Below are 17,469 nucleotides of genomic sequence, written 5' to 3'. Positions count from 1 at the left end.
TCCCCGGCCCGCCCCCTACGCCGCGATCAGCACCATCAGCAATATGAACGCGGCCCACCCGGCGATGGACAGCCACCCGAGGATGATCCCCGTCATGGCGAACCCCTCGCCGCCCTCCCCGGTCCGCTGGATCTCCGTCCGAGCCGTGTGCCCGAGGATCACCGCGGGAATCCCGGTCAACCCCATCGTCATGGTCGTCAGCACCCCGCACACCAGCGCCCCCACGGCCTTCCCGTTGGTCGGCGGCGCGGGCATCGGCCGGAACGTCCGGGGCACATACCCCTGCGGCGGCCCGAACTGCTGCACAGGCGCGGGCCCCTGCGGCAGATCGGCGACGATCAGCGACAGCTCCCCCACGGTCCGGGCCTGATACGCCCGGGCGACCCGCTTCTCCAGCTCGTCCGCCTGCAACCGCCCCTCACTGAACCCGGCCCGCAGCACATCCACGGCCCGCTCCCGGTCAGCCGTGGACGCCAGCATCCCCTGCTGCACCCCCGGAAGACCTTGCTGCCCACCCTGCCCCTGAGCCGGCTGCCACGGCTGCCACGGCGTCGGATACGACACGGGACCTCCCCCGGACGGCACTTCTCTTACCCCTATCATCCCTCAACGCCCGAGACGCGCGCATGGTTCCACACCCCCGTACCCAAAGCCGAAGGGCGGCCACCCCGAAAAGGGGTGACCGCCCTCAAGCACTGCCGAGCCCTACGGCCTACTGGTTGTACGGCCCGTAGTCGTAGTCCTCCAGCGGAACAGCCTGGCCGGACCCGGTGCCGAACGGCGAGTAGTCGATGTCGTCGTACCCGACGGCCGAGTACATCGCGGCCTTGGCCTCCTCGGTCGGCTCCACCCGGATGTTGCGGTAGCGGGAGAGCCCCGTACCGGCCGGGATGAGCTTACCGATGATGACGTTCTCCTTGAGGCCGATGAGGGAGTCGGACTTGGCGTTGATCGCCGCGTCCGTGAGGACCCTCGTCGTCTCCTGGAAGGACGCCGCCGACAGCCAGGACTCCGTGGCCAGCGAGGCCTTGGTGATACCCATGAGCTGCGGACGACCGGAGGCGGGGTGACCGCCTTCCTGGACGACCCGACGGTTCTCGGTCTCGAACTTCGACCGCTCGACCAGCTCGCCCGGCAGGAGCTCCGCGTCGCCGGACTCGATGATCGTCACCCGGCGCAGCATCTGCCGGATGATGATCTCGATGTGCTTGTCGTGGATCGACACACCCTGCGAGTTGTAGACCTTCTGGACCTCGCCGACCAGGTGGACCTGGACGGCACGCTGACCGAGGATGCGCAGCACGTCGTGGGGGTTGGTCGCGCCGACCGTGAGCTTCTGGCCCACCTCGACGTGCTCACCCTCACTGACCAGCAGACGCGCACGCTTCGAGATCGGGAACGCCGTCTCGTCGCTGCCGTCGTCCGGCGTGATGACGATCTTCTTGGTCTTCTCGGTCTCCTCGATCCGCACGCGGCCCTGGGCCTCGGAGATCGGGGCGACACCCTTGGGCGTACGGGCCTCGAAGAGCTCGACGACACGGGGCAGACCCTGGGTGATGTCGTCACCGGCCACACCACCGGTGTGGAAGGTACGCATCGTCAGCTGGGTACCGGGCTCACCGATGGACTGCGCGGCGATGATGCCGACCGCCTCACCGATGTCGACCAGCTTGCCGGTCGCGAGGGAGCGGCCGTAGCACATGGCACAGGTGCCGACGTGCGACTCGCAGGTCAGGATCGAGCGGGTCTTGACCTCCTCGATGCCGTGCAGGACCAGCTCGTCGATGAGGACGTCGCCGAGGTCGGTGTTGGCCGGGGCCAGCACACGGCCGTCGACGGTGATGTCCTCGGCCAGCATGCGGGCGTAGACGGACGTCTCGACGTTCTCCGTCTTGCGCAGCACGCCGTCCTCGCCGCGCTCGGCGATGGCCAGCTTGAGGCCGCGGTCGGTGCCGCAGTCCTCCTCGCGGATGATGACGTCCTGCGAGACGTCCACCAGACGACGGGTGAGGTAACCCGAGTCGGCGGTACGCAGGGCGGTGTCGGCGAGACCCTTACGGGCACCGTGCGTGGAGATGAAGTACTCCAGCACGGACAGGCCCTCACGGAACGAGGCCTTGATCGGACGCGGGATGGTCTCGTTCTTCGCGTTCGACACCAGACCACGCATACCGGCGATCTGCCGCATCTGCATCATGTTTCCTCGGGCACCCGAGTCAACCATCATGAAGATGGGGTTCGTCTTGGGGAAGTTCGCGTTCATCGCCTCGGCGACCTCGTTGGTCGCCTGCGTCCAGATCTGGATGAGCTCCTGGGTGCGCTCTTCCTTGGTGATCAGACCGCGCTCGTACTGCTTCTGGACCTTCTCGTCCTTGGCCTCGTACCCGGCGACGATCTCCTTCTTCGCCTCGGGGACGACCACGTCGGAGATGGCGACGGTGACACCGGAACGGGTCGCCCAGTGGAAGCCGGCCGCCTTCAGGTTGTCCAGCGTCGCGGCGACGATCACCTTGGGGTAGCGCTCGGCGAGGTCGTTGACGATCTCGGAGAGCTGCTTCTTGCCCACCGAGTAGTCGACGAACGGGTAGTCCTCGGGCAGCAGCTCGTTGAAGAGCGCGCGGCCCAGCGTGGTGCGCAGCCGGAAGCTGTCACCCTGCTGCCACTCCGGCTCGTCCGCCTCGCGCACCGGCGGCGTCCAGCCACGCGGCGGGATGGTGCCCACCGGGAAGCGGATGTCGACCGGCGACTGGAGGGCCAGCTCCCCGGCGTCGAACGCCATGATCGCCTCGGGCACCGAGGAGAAGGAGCGGTCCTCGCCCTTGGTGTCGCGCAGCTCGCCGTCGGTGGTGAGGAAGAACAGACCGAGGACCATGTCCTGGGTCGGCATCGTCACCGGACGGCCGTCGGCGGGCTTGAGGATGTTGTTCGAGGACAGCATCAGGATGCGTGCCTCGGCCTGCGCCTCCGCGGAGAGCGGCAGGTGGACGGCCATCTGGTCACCGTCGAAGTCCGCGTTGAACGCGGTGCACACGAGCGGGTGGATCTGGATGGCCTTGCCCTCGACGAGCTGCGGCTCGAAGGCCTGGATGCCGAGGCGGTGCAGGGTGGGCGCACGGTTCAGCAGCACCGGGTGCTCGGCGATGACCTCTTCGAGGACGTCGTACACGACGGTGCGGCCACGCTCGACCATCCGCTTGGCGGACTTGATGTTCTGCGCGTGGTTGAGGTCCACGAGCCGCTTCATGACGAACGGCTTGAACAGCTCGAGCGCCATCGCCTTCGGCAGACCGCACTGGTGCAGCTTGAGCTGCGGACCGACGACGATCACGGAACGCGCGGAGTAGTCCACACGCTTGCCGAGCAGGTTCTGACGGAAACGACCCTGCTTGCCCTTCAGCATGTCGCTGAGGGACTTCAGCGGACGGTTGCCGGGGCCCGTGACCGGGCGGCCACGACGGCCGTTGTCGAAGAGGGCGTCCACGGCCTCCTGGAGCATGCGCTTCTCGTTGTTCACGATGATCTCGGGCGCGCCGAGGTCGAGAAGCCGCTTCAGGCGGTTGTTGCGGTTGATCACACGGCGGTACAGGTCGTTCAGGTCGGAGGTCGCGAAGCGGCCACCGTCCAGCTGCACCATCGGGCGGAGGTCCGGCGGGATGACCGGGACGCAGTCCAGGACCATGCCCTTGGGGCTGTTGCTGGTCTGGAGGAACGCGGAGACGACCTTGAGGCGCTTGAGCGCGCGGGTCTTCTTCTGGCCCTTGCCGGTGCGGATGATCTCGCGGAGGCGCTCGGCCTCCTCTTCGAGGTCGAAGGACTCCAGGCGCTTCTGGAGCGCGGCGGCGCCCATCGAGCCGTCGAAGTAGGTGCCGAACCGGTCGCGCAGCTCGCGGTAGAGCAGCTCGTCGCCCTCCAGGTCCTGGACCTTGAGGTTCTTGAACCGGGTCCAGACCTCGTCGAGGCGGTCGATCTCGCGCTGCGAGCGGTCACGCAGCTGCTTCATCTCACGCTCGGCGCCTTCGCGCACCTTGCGGCGCACGTCGGACTTGGCGCCCTCGGCCTCCAGCTCGGCCAGGTCGCCTTCCAGCTTCTTGGCGCGAGCCTCCAGGTCGGAGTCCCGGCGGTTCTCGATCTGCTGCCGCTCGACCGAGACGTGCGCCTCAAGGGAGGGCAGGTCACGGGTACGGCGCTCGTCGTCGACGTACGTGATCATGTACGCCGCGAAGTAGATGACCTTCTCCAGGTCCTTCGGGGCGAGGTCGAGCAGGTAGCCCAGGCGCGACGGGACGCCCTTGAAGTACCAGATGTGGGTGACGGGAGCGGCCAGCTCGATGTGGCCCATCCGCTCACGGCGCACCTTGGCGCGGGTGACCTCGACGCCACAGCGCTCACAGATGATGCCCTTGAAGCGGACGCGCTTGTACTTGCCGCAGTAGCACTCCCAGTCCCGGGTGGGGCCGAAGATCTTCTCGCAGAAGAGCCCGTCCTTTTCCGGCTTCAGGGTGCGGTAGTTGATCGTCTCGGGCTTCTTGACCTCGCCGTGGCTCCACTGACGGATGTCGTCCGCGGTGGCCAGGCCGATCCGAAGCTCGTCGAAGAAGTTGACGTCGAGCACTATGCGTCAATCCCTCTCAGGGTTGTAAGTCATGGGGTCTGAAACGGGGGTCCTGGGGCCGGAGGCCTTCATGGCGAAGGCCTCCGGACTCCCGTCAGACCTCTTCGACGCTGCTCGGCTCGCGCCGGGACAGGTCGATGCCGAGCTCTTCCGCAGCGCGGAAGACGTCCTCGTCGGTGTCGCGCATCTCGATGGACATGCCGTCCGAGGACAGCACCTCCACGTTGAGGCACAGGGACTGCATCTCCTTGATGAGCACCTTGAAGGACTCGGGGATGCCGGGCTCGGGGATGTTCTCGCCCTTGACGATGGCCTCGTAGACCTTCACGCGGCCGGTGACGTCGTCGGACTTGATGGTCAGCAGCTCCTGGAGGGCGTACGCGGCGCCGTAAGCCTCCAGCGCCCACACCTCCATCTCACCGAAGCGCTGGCCACCGAACTGGGCCTTACCACCCAGCGGCTGCTGGGTGATCATCGAGTACGGACCGGTCGACCGGGCGTGCAGCTTGTCGTCGACCAGGTGGTGGAGCTTGAGGATGTACATGTAGCCGATGGAGATCGGGTCCGGGAACGGCTCACCGCTGCGGCCGTCGAACAGCCGCGCCTTGCCGGTCGGCTGCACCATGCGGTCGCCGTCGCGGTTCGGGATGGTGTGGTTCAGCAGACCCGCGAGCTCGTCCTCACGCGCACCGTCGAAGACCGGGGTGGCGACGTTGGTGCCGGGGGCGACCTGGTCGGCGCCGATCACCTGGAGCCGCTGCGCCCACTCCTCGCCGAGCCCGGAGACGTCCCAGCCGCGGCTGGCCAGCCAGCCGAGGTGGATCTCCAGCACCTGTCCCGGGTTCATTCGGGACGGCACACCCAGCGGGTTGAGGATGATGTCGACCGGCGTGCCGTCCTCCAGGAACGGCATGTCCTCGATCGGCAGGATCTTCGAGATGACGCCCTTGTTGCCGTGCCGGCCGGCGAGCTTGTCACCGTCGGTGATCTTCCGCTTCTGCGCCACGTACACGCGCACCAGCTGGTTGACCCCGGGCGGCAGCTCGTCGCCCTCCTCACGGTCGAAGACGCGTACGCCGATGATCTTGCCGATCTCGCCGTGCGGCACCTTCAGCGAGGTGTCACGGACCTCGCGCGCCTTCTCGCCGAAGATCGCGCGCAGCAGCCGCTCCTCGGGCGTCAGCTCGGTCTCGCCCTTGGGCGTGACCTTGCCGACCAGGATGTCACCGGCGACGACCTCGGCACCGATGCGGATGATGCCGCGCTCGTCGAGGTCGGCGAGGACCTCCTCGGAGACGTTCGGGATGTCCCGGGTGATCTCCTCGGGGCCGAGCTTGGTGTCACGGGCGTCGACCTCGTGCTCCTCGATGTGGATCGAGGAGAGGACGTCGTCCTGCACGAGGCGCTGCGACAGGATGATCGCGTCCTCGTAGTTGTGGCCCTCCCACGGCATGAACGCGACCAGCAGGTTCTTGCCGAGCGCCATCTCGCCGTTCTCGGTGGCCGGGCCGTCGGCCAGCACCTGGCCGGCGATGATCCGGTCGCCGTCGTTGACGATGACCTTCTGGTTGACCGAGGTGCCCTGGTTGGAGCGGGCGAACTTGGCCAGGCGGTACGTGATGTACGTGCCGTCGTCGTTGGCGGTGGTGATGTAGTCGGCGGAGACCTCCTGGACCACACCGGCCTTCTCGGCCTTGACGACGTCACCGGCGTCGACGGCGGAGCGGTACTCCATGCCGGTGCCGACGAGCGGGGCCTCGCTCTTGATGAGCGGAACGGCCTGGCGCATCATGTTCGCGCCCATGAGGGCACGGTTGGCGTCGTCGTGCTCCAGGAACGGGATCATGGCGGTCGCGACCGACACCATCTGGCGCGGCGAGACGTCCATGTAGTCGACCTCGTCACCGGGGACGTAGTCGACCTCGCCGCCACGGCGGCGGACCAGGACGCGGTTCTCGGTGAAGCGCAGTTCGTCGTTGAGCGTGGCGTTGGCCTGCGCGATGACGAAGCGGTCCTCCTCGTCGGCCGTCAGGTAGTCGACCTCGTCGGTGACCTGGCCGTCGACGACCTTGCGGTACGGGGTCTCGACGAACCCGAACGCGTTGACGCGGCCGTAGGAGGCGAGCGAGCCGATCAGACCGATGTTCGGGCCTTCGGGGGTCTCGATCGGGCACATGCGGCCGTAGTGCGAGGGGTGCACGTCACGGACCTCGAAGCCGGCCCGCTCACGGGAGAGACCACCCGGACCGAGCGCCGACAGACGGCGCTTGTGGGTGAGACCCGACAGCGGGTTGTTCTGGTCCATGAACTGCGACAGCTGGCTGGTGCCGAAGAACTCCTTGATGGAGGCGACGACCGGCCGGATGTTGATCAGGGTCTGCGGCGTGATCGCCTCGACGTCCTGGGTGGTCATGCGCTCACGCACGACGCGCTCCATACGGGCGAGACCCGTACGGACCTGGTTCTGGATCAGCTCGCCGACCGAGCGCAGACGGCGGTTGCCGAAGTGGTCGATGTCGTCGGTCTCGACGACGATCGTCTGGCCGCTGTCGCCGACCGTCTCGGTCTCGCCCGCGTGCAGCTTGACGAGGTACTTGATCGTCGCGATGACGTCCTCGACGGTCAGCACACCGGCGTCGAGCGGCGCGTCCGCGGCGAGCTTCTTGTTCACCTTGTAGCGGCCGACCTTCGCGAGGTCGTAGCGCTTCGGGTTGAAGTAGAGGTTCTCCAGCAGCGTCTGCGCGGCCTCACGGGTCGGCGGCTCGCCCGGACGCAGCTTGCGGTAGATGTCGAGCAGCGCGTCGTCCTGGCCCTGGGTGTGGTCCTTCTCCAGGGTGGCGCGCATCGACTCGTACTCGCCGAACTCCTCCAGGATCTGCTCGGTCGTGTAGCCGAGGGCCTTGAGGAGGACGGTCACGGACTGCTTGCGCTTGCGGTCGATGCGGACACCGACCATGTCGCGCTTGTCGATCTCCATCTCCAGCCAGGCACCCCGGGACGGGATGATCTTCGCGGAGAAGATGTCCTTGTCGGAGGTCTTGTCGATGGAGGAGTCGAAGTAGACACCGGGCGAGCGCACGAGCTGCGACACGACGACACGCTCGGTGCCGTTGATGACGAAGGTGCCCTTGTTGGTCATGAGCGGGAAGTCGCCCATGAAGACCGTCTGGGACTTGATCTCGCCGGTCTCGTTGTTGGTGAACTCGGCGGTGACGAAGAGCGGCGCGGCGTACGTGAAGTCGCGCTCCTTGCACTCGTCGATGGAGTTCTTCGGCGGCTCGAAGCGGTGGTCGCGGAAGGTCAGCGACATCGACCCGGAGAAGTCCTCGATCGGGGAGATCTCCTCGAAGATCTCCTCCAGGCCGGACTTGGTGGGGACGTCCTGACCGGACTCCAGAGCCGCCTCGACGCGGCTCTGCCAGGCGGTGTTGCCGAGCAGCCAGTCGAAGCTCTCGGTCTGGAGCGCGAGCAGGTTCGGAACCTCGAGAGGCTCCTTGATCTTTGCAAAGGAGATGCGCAGCGGGGCAGTGCTGGCGGCGTTGTTCGTATTCGCGGTCGAGGCGGTGCGCGAGGCGGCCAAGAGGGGGTCCTTCCGAGGGCTCGGACTCACTACGCGCTTCCCGGCCCCTCCCCGGCGCACAAACGACGAAAGTCCCAGGTCAGGGCCGTTTCAGTCGCTGAGCTCAAGTGAGGGCAGACCCCTGGTGACGGGCAGGGGATAGCTAACAGGCAGCGCAAAGGGACAGTGTAGCCATCCGGCACACTGATGTCCAGCCCCGATTTTCAACAGCCCTCGTCGTCACTCACAGTCCTCGGCGCGCTTGCCCTCAACGCACGGTCATCCTGCCCTCTTCGCCGTCGATCCATGCCTCGGATTCGGATCCTTGTGACGACGCGTCCTGAGAATTGCGCGCTGCGTGCTGTTCGTCAAGAGCCCCCCGCCCGAACAGAGGGTGTCCGCAGACACGACGAAGATCACCATACCCCTCGTGAACAGGGGTTCAAGGCAACCGTGGCCACGCTTCCAGGAACGCCGAAGAGCGACCACCCGGATGGATGATCGCTCTTCGCGGTGCTCGCGTTACAGCCCTCGCGGACCGTTTTCCGAGACGCTTCCCGAGGCCCTCAGCGGGCCCCGGAAGGTGTTACTTGACCTCGACCGAGGCGCCGGCGCCCTCAAGGGCTTCCTTCGCCTTGTCAGCGGCTTCCTTGTTGACCTTCTCGACGACGGGCTTCGGCGCACCGTCGACCAGGTCCTTGGCCTCCTTGAGGCCCAGGGAGGTGAGCTCGCGCACGACCTTGATGACCTGGATCTTCTTGTCGCCGGCACCGGTCAGGATGACGTCGAACTCGTCCTTCTCCTCGACGGCCTCAGCGGCGCCACCGGCGGCACCACCGGCGACGACGACCGGCGCGGCAGCCGCGGCGGTGACGTCGAACTTCGCCTCGAACGCGGAGACGAACTCGGAGAGCTGGATGAGGGTCATGTTCTCGAACTCGGCAAGCAGTTCGTCCTGGGTGAGCGCCATGGTGGCTGCTCCTTCCACTTCTAGATCGGCAGGTGCCGGATGTATGTGTCTGGCGGGCGTGCGGCCCGCTACGACCGCTGCGCTACGGCTGGATGCCTCACGCGGCGGTCATGATGCGAGCCGAATTACTCGGCACCGCCCTGCTCGGCCTGCTTGGCGCGAAGGGCGTCCACGGTGCGGACGAGCTTCGTCGGCAGCGCCTGGAAGAGCTGTGCAGCCTGCGTCTGCTTGCCCTTCATGGCACCGGCCAGCTTGCTGAGCAGAACCTCGCGGGACTCGAGGTCCGCGAGCTTCTTGATCTCGTCGGCGGACAGCGCCTTGCCGTCAAGGACACCGCCCTTGATGACGAGGTTCGGGTTGTCCTTGGCGAAGTCACGAAGACCCTTCGCCGACGTCACCGGGTCACCGGTGATGAAGGCGACCGCCGTCGGACCGTTGAACAGGTCGTCGAGCGTCGAGATCCCGGCCTCGTTGGCCGCGATCTTGGTCAGCGTGTTCTTCACCACGGCGTACTGGGCGTCCGCACCGAGCGAACGGCGCAGCGTCTTGAGCTGCGCCACGGTGAGACCCCGGTACTCGGTCAGCACGGCGGCGTTCGAGCTGCGGAACTGCTCCGTCAGCTCGGCTACCGCGGCAGCCTTGTCGGGCCTTGCCATAAGCGTGGCCTCCTTCCGGGTGATGAGACCGCTCGGAAGGGGCTGGGGAAAACGAAACGCCCCGGCGCAGGCGCACGGGGCGTAGCTCGACCGGGACTCGCACACCGCTCGGGCGGCGAACTCCGGGAGCACTTCCACGATCACCTGCGCGGGTCGTCCGCGTATCAGCGGATCCTTCGGCCACCGCACATCCTGACGGACACACGGCGACGACCAGCGGTCTTTGGCTTCTCAAGGAGAGTACGCGACCGGATCGGCGCGGGGCAAATCCGGTCGTACGACGATGAGGCTCCCTACGGGGCTCAGGCGGCCGGAGTCGCCTCCAGGCCCTCCAGGTCGAGGTCGCTCTCGTCGAGGCCCTTCAGCTCCTCGCCGAGGTTCTTGAGCATGTCCATCAGGTCGAAGGTGTCCTTCGCGGCGGGCGGCGTGACCTTGGCCTGCGCGCCGTAGTCGGAGAGCTTCATGCTCATCTTGACCGGGCCGTCGGGGTGGTCCATGACGACGTCCATCCGGACCGGGAGGTCGTCCTTGTTGACCCAGACGTCCGTGTCGTAGCCCGTGAAGCCGGACTTCTCGATGCCCTTGAGGAGCTTGTCGCGGTCGGCGGAGTCCAGGACGTCCAGCGACTTGTTGGACGCCATCATCTCCTTGACCGTGAGCAGGCCCTTGTAGTGCTCCGCGTCGACGCCGTCGACCTTCTCGCTGCCCACGTGCTTGATGTTCGGCGATTCGAGGAGCAGGGCGAGCTGGTCCACCGGGCTCTGGTTCATGTCCTCCAGGCCGGAGGTCATCCGCTTCTGGAGCGCCTTGTCACCGCTGGCCTTCGCGGCGGCCATCAGGTCGAGCTTCATCCAGCGCTTGCCGTCCGTCAGCTCGGTCGTGGCCGGCGAGGTGCCCATGTCCATGAACATGACGTTGTCCGCCATGATCATGCGGACGCTCTCCGGGGCGCCCGGCTCGTCCGTGAGACCGTCGCCCTTCATCGTGACGTCCATCACGGTCGGGTCCCAGCCCATGACGCCGGTCATCGTCGTGTTGCCGCCACCCCCCATGGCCTTCGGCATGGTCATGGTCATGTTGACCTTCGCGGACTTCGCCTCGGACGTCTTCTCGAACGACGCCTTCAGCACCTGCGCCGCTGTCCGCTCCACGGTGTCGGACGCGTTCCCGCAGGCCACGGCGCCGGTCAGCACCAGAGCGGTCACACTGGCGGCGGCTGCCTTCTTCCGGACGTTCACACGTACCCCCCACAGTCCCAAGGAGCCTCCCCAGACTCCCCTTCATTTGATTTACCTGTATAGAACCTTAGTCCGAGACTCCCTTTACTGTCCCCGACGTTTTCACCCACCCGACAGTTCCCGCACCAGCTCCGAGAAGTCCGCCGTGTCCTTCGCCGGGGGCCGCTCGGCGGTCACCTTCGTGCCGTAGTCCCCGTAGTACGCGGTCTGGCTGTACGGCCCGCCCGAGGCGACGCCCGTCTCCACCTTCTTCACCAGCAGGTTCCGCTCGTCCACCCAGACGTCCACCCGCTCGGTCGTCACACTGGACGCGTCGGAGTCCACGGACCCCGAGTAGTGCGTCGTACGCCGCCCCCGCACCGTCTCCCGGCCGACCTCGCGCACGTCCCCCGATGCCGCCAGGAGCTTCACCGCGCGGCTGGGGGCCGTGTTCCGGAGCTGGTCCGGGAGGACGGCACCGGCGCCGCCCGCGAAGCGCTCCAGGTCGGCGTACGCGTACCGCACCCACTGCTTGCCGCCGGCCGCCTTCGCGAGCCGCGCGCCCGTACGCGCGTAGTACGCGTCCGGCAGATAGCGGGCCTCCGTCGAGGTCACGCCCGCCTTCCGCATGGTCTCGGCGACGCTGCCCCCGGTGTAGGTCAGCACGAGCGTCCCCGTGAACCCCCGCGCCCACGACACCGCCCCCTCGGCCGTCAGGGACATCAGCTTCCCCATCACCGTGCTCGACTCGACCTTCGCCGACCCGGCGTCCCCGGTGGCCCGCTCGGCACCCCTGAGGGCCGCGACGGGCGCGCTCGGCGCCGCCGCCTGCGCGCCGGGCTCCGACGCCGTGCACGCGACGCTCCCCAGCAGCAGGGCCGCCGTCGCCGCCCACAGCCCCACCCGCGCCATCGGTCCCCCCTGTGCGATCTCCGTTCCCGCACGTTAACCCAGGCCACCGACAACGGGAACGGGCCCCACACCCGAAGGCGTGGGGCCCGTGTCCGACTACGAGGTGAGCGGTGAGGCTCAGACCGCGGCCGGGTCCTCCTCGACGAGGAGGTTGCGGGTGCGGTTGGGGTCGACCTGAATGCCGGGGCCGATCGTGGTGCTGATCGCGGCCTTCTTGATGTAGCGACCCTTCGCGGCGGACGGCTTGAGACGCGTGATCTCTTCCAGCGCCGCGGCGTAGTTCTCCACCAGCTTCTCGTCCTCGAAGGACGTCTTGCCGATGATGAAGTGCAGGTTCGAGTGCTTGTCGACGCGGAACTCGATCTTGCCGCCCTTGATGTCCGTGACGGCCTTGGCCACGTCCGGGGTGACGGTGCCGGTCTTCGGGTTCGGCATCAGACCACGCGGACCGAGCACGCGGCCGAGGCGGCCGACCTTGCCCATGAGGTCCGGGGTGGCGACGACGGCGTCGAAGTCCAGGCGGCCCTTGGCGACCTCGTCGATCAGTTCGTCGGAGCCGACGATGTCGGCGCCCGCGGCCTCCGCGGCAGCAGCACGGTCACCGGTCGCGAAGACCAGGACCCGGGCGGTCTTGCCGGTGCCGTGCGGCAGGTTCACGGTGCCACGGACCATCTGGTCGGCCTTGCGCGGGTCGACACCCAGGCGGAAGGCGACCTCGACGGTGCCGTCGAACTTCGAGGTGGAGGTCTCCTTGGCGAGACGGACGGCCTCGAGCGGGGCGTACAGCTTCTCCCGGTCGACCTTGGCGTCCGCAGCGCGAAGGGCCTTGCTGCGCTTGCTCATTACTGCTCCTGTGAGGTTCTGGAGTCGTGGTTCAGGGCCGAGCAGGCCCTCCCACATATCTGCGGTGAAGGGGGGTGAGGTCAGCCCTCGACGACGACGCCCATGGAGCGCGCGGTACCGGCGATGATCTTCGCCGCGGCGTCCAGGTCGTTGGCGTTGAGGTCGGGGAGCTTGGTCGTGGCGATCTCGCGGACCTGCGCCTCGGTGATCTTGGCGACCTTGGTCTTGTGCGGCTCGCCCGAGCCCTTCTCGACACCGGCGGCCTTGAGGATCATCTTCGCGGCCGGCGGAGTCTTGGTCACGAAGGTGAAGGAGCGGTCCTCGTAGACCGTGATCTCCACCGGGATGACCCAGCCACGCTGCGACTCGGTCGCCGCGTTGTAGGCCTTGCAGAACTCCATGATGTTGACACCGTGCTGACCGAGCGCGGGGCCGACCGGCGGGGCGGGGTTCGCCGCACCGGCGTTGATCTGGAGCTTGATGAGCCCCGTGACCTTCTTCTTCTTGGGAGGCATAGCTCTCCGGGTCCTTTCGATTCGGGTCCTGCCGACGCTCGGGAATCACCCGGACGCAGGCATACCGCACAACGATAACGGGTATAGGTGTGCGGCCAAAAACCGAGCAGGTCAGACAAGCCGCGAAGGCCCGCCTGACCTGGTCGGAAGTATTTCTTCCAGAAGGACCTAGTTCTTCTGGATCTGGTCGAAGGACAGCTCGACCGGCGTCTCGCGGCCGAAGATCTCCACCAGGCCCTTGACCTTCTTGGAGTCGGCGTTGATCTCGTTGATCGTGGCCTGGAGGGTCGCGAACGGACCGTCCGTCACCGTCACCGAGTCGCCGACCTCGAAGTCCAGCACCTGGACCTCGACCTTGCGCGACGGCGCCGGCTTGCCCTCGGCCTCGGCCGCCTCACGGGCCGCCTTCTCCTCCGCCTCGGGCGCGAGCATCTTGACGATCTCGTCCAGCGTCAGCGGGTAGGGGTCGTACGCGTTGCCCACGAAGCCGGTGACGCCGGGGGTGTTGCGGACGACGCCCCAGGACTCGTTCGTGAGGTCCATCCGGACCAGGACGTACCCGGGAAGCTTGTTCTGCCGGATCGTCTTGCGCTCGCCGTTCTTGATCTGGGCGACCTCTTCCTGCGGCACCTCGGCCTGGAAGATGAAGTCCTCGACGTTCAGCGAGACGGCGCGCTGCTCCAGGTTGGTCTTCACGCGGTTCTCGTAACCGGCGTAGGTGTGGATGACGTACCACTCGCCGGGAAGGGTGCGCAGCTCCTCGCGGAGGGCCTCGACGGGGTCGACGGGAGCGGTCTCGACGTCGCCGCCGGACTCCTCTTCCTCGTCGTCGTCCTCGCCGCCCTCTTCGAGCTCGGCGTCCTCGACGTCGGCGTCCTCTTCGAGGTGGACGGCGTCCTCTTCAGCGGCCTCGCCGGCCTCGGCGTCGGCAGCCTCCACCTCGTCCAGGTCCTCGTCCGCGCCCTCGACGATGTCGAGCTCGTCGTCGACGGACTCGACGGCCTCGACAGCTTCGTGGTCGTCGTTCAGGTTCTGGTCAGACACGTGGCTGCTTCTTCCTGGGTTGCATAAGGGTGGAACATGCGAAAGGGGCGCCGGTTTCCTCGGCGCCCTTCGCTGGTCGGCTCAGCCGAAGACGTACTTGGCGGCGTGGCTGAGGCCGTAGTCGATCACCGTGACCAGACCGATCATGATGACCACGAAGACGATCACCACGGTGGTGTAGGTGGTGAGCTGATTGCGCGTGGGCCAGACTACCTTGCGCAGCTCGGCGACGATCTGACGGTAGAAGAGGGCCAGTCGCTTCAGCGGCCCCCGCTTGGCCCGCTTGCCGCCCTTGCGCGCCTTCTTCTTGCTCTCAGGCGCTTCGTCCTGGGCATCAGGCGTGTCGATGGAGCCCACGGCATCCGCCATTCGTCCTCACCTGTTCCCGGGTCGTGGCCGTGCCGCGCCCGGTCTGAGCCGCACGACGGTGCAATGCTGTATGTACCTGCGCACACTTCCTGGAGAAGGAGTGTGAAGCAGGGCCGGAGGGACTTGAACCCCCAACCGCTGGTTTTGGAGACCAGTGCTCTACCAATTGAGCTACGACCCTTTGTGTGTTCCTCAACCTACCGTATCCAACCGGGTGCTTGGTGTGCACCGCTCGTGGCACGGGTGTTGAGGGCCAACGACGGATGAGTGTACGTGCTCAGGGGCCGTGCGTCGAACGTGAAGCGCTCTTGATCGGATTCATCTCGGGTTGCCCAGTACGTGAAACCGGCGTGCCGGTGGTGTTCCGGGTCTGAAAACATGTGCCCCATGAGCGCTGCAACCTCTCCCACCGAACGCCGGGTCTCGGCCCGCATCGGCGCGATCTCCGAGTCCGCGACCCTCGCCGTGGACGCCAAGGCGAAGGCCCTCAAGGCCGCCGGGCGTCCGGTGATCGGCTTCGGCGCGGGTGAGCCCGACTTCCCGACCCCCGACTACATCGTCGAAGCGGCCGTCGAGGCGTGCAAGAACCCCAAGTACCACCGCTACACCCCGGCGGGCGGCCTGCCCGAGCTGAAGGCCGCGATCGCCGCGAAGACCCTGCGCGACTCGGGCTACGAGGTCGACGCGGCCCAGATCCTCGTCACCAACGGCGGCAAGCAGGCGATCTACGAGGCGTTCGCCGCGATCCTCGACCCGGGCGACGAGGTCATCGTCCCGGCGCCGTACTGGACGACGTACCCGGAGTCGATCCGCCTCGCCGGCGGTGTCCCGGTCGACGTCGTCGCCGACGAGACGACCGGCTACCGCGTCTCCGTCGAGCAGTTGGAGGCGGCGCGGACCGCGAACACGAAGGTCCTGCTCTTCGTCTCCCCCTCCAACCCGACCGGCGCCGTCTACACGCGCGCGCAGGTCGAGGAGATCGGCCGCTGGGCCGCCGAGCACGGCCTGTGGGTCCTGACGGACGAGATCTACGAGCACCTGGTCTACGGCGACGCGGAGTTCCACTCCCTGCCGGTCGTCGTGCCCGAGCTCGCCGACAAGACGATCGTCGTCAACGGTGTCGCCAAGACGTACGCCATGACCGGCTGGCGGGTCGGCTGGGTCATCGGCCCCAAGGACGTCGTCAAGGCCGCGACGAACCTCCAGTCGCACGCGACGTCCAACGTCTCGAACGTCGCGCAGGTCGCCGCGCTCGCCGCGGTCTCCGGTGACCTCGCGGCCGTCGAGGAGATGAAGGTCGCGTTCGACCGGCGGCGCAAGAAGATCGTCGCGATGCTCAACGAGATCGACGGCGTGTTCTGCCCGGAGCCCGAGGGCGCGTTCTACGCGTACCCGTCCGTCAAGGAGCTGCTCGGCAAGGAGATCCGCGGCAAGCGGCCCGCCTCCTCGGTGGAGCTGGCCGAGCTGATCCTGGAGGAGGCCGAGGTCGCGGTCGTACCCGGTGAGGCGTTCGGCACACCCGGGTATCTGCGGCTGTCGTACGCGCTGGGCGACGAGGACCTCGTCGAGGGCGTCTCGCGGATCCAGAAGCTGCTGGCCGAGGCCAAGTAGGGCATCGCCGGGCGGGCCGTCTCCCTTCGGGGAGGCGGCCCGCCTTTTTGTACGAGCAAACCCACGTTCGGGGAACCGATTACCCGCCCCTCACCCTCGTACGGCAGTATCGGCGAATGGAGCGTGTACGTGATCTCTCTCAACTCCCCAAAGCCCATCTGCACCTGCACTTCACCGGCTCGATGCGGCCCGCGACCGTGCTGGAGCTGGCCGACAAGTACGGCGTACGGCTGCCGGAGGCGCTGACCGAGGCGCTGACCAGCGGGGAGCCGCCGCAGCTGCGGGCCACGGACGAACGGGGCTGGTTCCGCTTCCAGCGGCTGTACGACGCCGCGCGCTCGTGCCTGCGGGAGCCCGACGACATCCGGCGCCTCGTGCGGGAGGCCGCCGAGGAGGACGTCCGGGACGGCTCCGGGTGGCTGGAGATCCAGGTCGACCCGACCTCGTACGCGCCCCGGCTGGGCGGGCTCATCCCGGCGCTGGAGATCATCCTGGACGCGGTCGAGACGACCTCGCGCGACCTCGGGCTCGGGATGCGGGTGCTGGTCGCCGCGAACCGGATGAAGCACCCGCTGGACGCCCGTACGCTCGCCCGGCTCGCCGTCCGCTACGCCGAGCGGGGCGTCGTCGGCTTCGGCCTCTCCAACGACGAACGCCGGGGCATGGCCCGCGACTTCGACCGGGCGTTCGCGATCGCCCGCGAGGGCGGGCTGCTGTCCGCGCCCCACGGCGGCGAGCTGACCGGGCCCTTCTCCGTCCGCGACTGCCTCGACGACCTCCACGCGAGCCGCATCGGCCACGGGGTCCGCGCGGCGGAGGACCCCCGCCTGCTGAAGCGCCTCGCGGAGCGGGGGGTGACCTGCGAGGTCTGCCCCGCGTCCAACGTCGCCCTGGGCGTCTACGAGAAACCCGAGGACGTCCCCCTCCGCACCCTGTACGACGCCGGCGTCCCGATGGCCCTGGGCGCCGACGACCCCCTGCTGTTCGGCTCCCGGCTGGCCGCGCAGTACGAGATCGCCCGGCGGTACCACGGTTTCACGGACGAGGAACTGGCAGAACTGGCCCGCCAGTCGATCCGGGGCTCGGCGGCGCCGGACGATGTCAAGGGGAAGCTGCTGTCCGGGGTGGACGATTGGCTGGCGGGGCCGGTGTCTTGAGGGC

Annotated in this window: 13 protein-coding genes and 1 tRNA gene; 2 read left to right on the top strand and 12 right to left on the bottom strand. The window is 67.5% G+C overall.

Translation table 11 applies throughout. From position 1 onward, the window contains the following. Positions 1 to 15: 15 nt before the first annotated feature. From AOK24_RS31660 to AOK24_RS31605, 12 genes are all read right to left on the bottom strand, one after another. Positions 16 to 480, bottom strand: coding sequence for a DUF1707 and DUF4190 domain-containing protein (locus AOK24_RS31660; RefSeq protein WP_055723468.1), 465 nt, complete (start codon positions 478 to 480; stop codon positions 16 to 18). 232 nt (positions 481 to 712) lie between these two features. Next, a complete protein-coding gene (locus AOK24_RS31655) occupies positions 713 to 4,612 on the bottom strand; it encodes a DNA-directed RNA polymerase subunit beta' (protein WP_055723466.1) in 3,900 nt (1,299 codons plus the stop codon). A 94-nt stretch (positions 4,613 to 4,706) separates the two neighbouring features. Continuing rightward, a complete protein-coding gene (rpoB, locus tag AOK24_RS31650; protein ID WP_055723465.1) occupies positions 4,707 to 8,192 on the bottom strand; it encodes a DNA-directed RNA polymerase subunit beta in 3,486 nt (1,161 codons plus the stop codon). A gap of 565 nt (positions 8,193 to 8,757) precedes the next feature. Beyond that, a complete protein-coding gene (gene rplL, locus AOK24_RS31645; RefSeq protein ID WP_055723464.1) occupies positions 8,758 to 9,141 on the bottom strand; it encodes a 50S ribosomal protein L7/L12 in 384 nt (127 codons plus the stop codon). Between the two features lie 125 nt (positions 9,142 to 9,266). Continuing rightward, positions 9,267 to 9,797: a 50S ribosomal protein L10 gene (gene rplJ / locus AOK24_RS31640; RefSeq protein ID WP_055723463.1), complete on the bottom strand. Its 531-nt coding sequence runs from the start codon at positions 9,795 to 9,797 to the stop codon at positions 9,267 to 9,269. 302 nt (positions 9,798 to 10,099) lie between these two features. Beyond that, the gene (locus AOK24_RS31635; protein WP_240554230.1) at positions 10,100 to 11,035 is read right to left on the bottom strand and encodes an SCO4651 family lipoprotein; all 936 of its coding nucleotides are present in this window, start codon (positions 11,033 to 11,035) and stop codon (positions 10,100 to 10,102) included. A gap of 102 nt (positions 11,036 to 11,137) precedes the next feature. Beyond that, a complete protein-coding gene (locus AOK24_RS31630) occupies positions 11,138 to 11,926 on the bottom strand; it encodes an SCO4651 family lipoprotein (protein ID WP_055723462.1) in 789 nt (262 codons plus the stop codon). 117 nt (positions 11,927 to 12,043) lie between these two features. Then, entirely contained in the window at positions 12,044 to 12,769 is a 726-nt protein-coding gene (rplA, locus tag AOK24_RS31625; RefSeq protein ID WP_055723461.1) for a 50S ribosomal protein L1, read from the bottom strand. Positions 12,770 to 12,849: 80 nt separating this feature from the next. Beyond that, the gene (rplK, locus tag AOK24_RS31620) at positions 12,850 to 13,284 is read right to left on the bottom strand and encodes a 50S ribosomal protein L11 (RefSeq protein WP_010354293.1); all 435 of its coding nucleotides are present in this window, start codon (positions 13,282 to 13,284) and stop codon (positions 12,850 to 12,852) included. A gap of 168 nt (positions 13,285 to 13,452) precedes the next feature. Continuing rightward, positions 13,453 to 14,328 (bottom strand): transcription termination/antitermination protein NusG, encoded by an 876-nt coding sequence (nusG, locus tag AOK24_RS31615; protein WP_055723460.1) that lies wholly within the window; start codon positions 14,326 to 14,328, stop codon positions 13,453 to 13,455. An 81-nt stretch (positions 14,329 to 14,409) separates the two neighbouring features. Next, positions 14,410 to 14,697, bottom strand: a complete 288-nt coding sequence (secE, locus tag AOK24_RS31610) for a preprotein translocase subunit SecE (protein ID WP_010354295.1) — start codon at positions 14,695 to 14,697, stop codon at positions 14,410 to 14,412. A gap of 108 nt (positions 14,698 to 14,805) precedes the next feature. Next, positions 14,806 to 14,878 (bottom strand) — tRNA-Trp (locus tag AOK24_RS31605). A gap of 206 nt (positions 14,879 to 15,084) precedes the next feature. Between AOK24_RS31605 and AOK24_RS31600 the strand changes: the two genes are divergently transcribed. Next, on the top strand, positions 15,085 to 16,308 hold the full coding sequence (locus AOK24_RS31600) for a pyridoxal phosphate-dependent aminotransferase (protein ID WP_055723459.1): 1,224 nt from the start codon (positions 15,085 to 15,087) through the stop codon (positions 16,306 to 16,308). A gap of 116 nt (positions 16,309 to 16,424) precedes the next feature. Then, positions 16,425 to 17,465: an adenosine deaminase gene (locus tag AOK24_RS31595; RefSeq protein ID WP_055723458.1), complete on the top strand. Its 1,041-nt coding sequence runs from the start codon at positions 16,425 to 16,427 to the stop codon at positions 17,463 to 17,465. Positions 17,466 to 17,469: the final 4 nt, after the last annotated feature.

Origin of the sequence: Streptomyces niveiscabiei (genome assembly GCF_001419795.1) — a bacterium.
GTDB lineage: Bacteria > Actinomycetota > Actinomycetes > Streptomycetales > Streptomycetaceae > Streptomyces > Streptomyces niveiscabiei.
The sequence above is the reverse complement of the archived record's forward strand: the minus strand, read 5'-3'. Positions and strand labels throughout refer to the sequence as shown.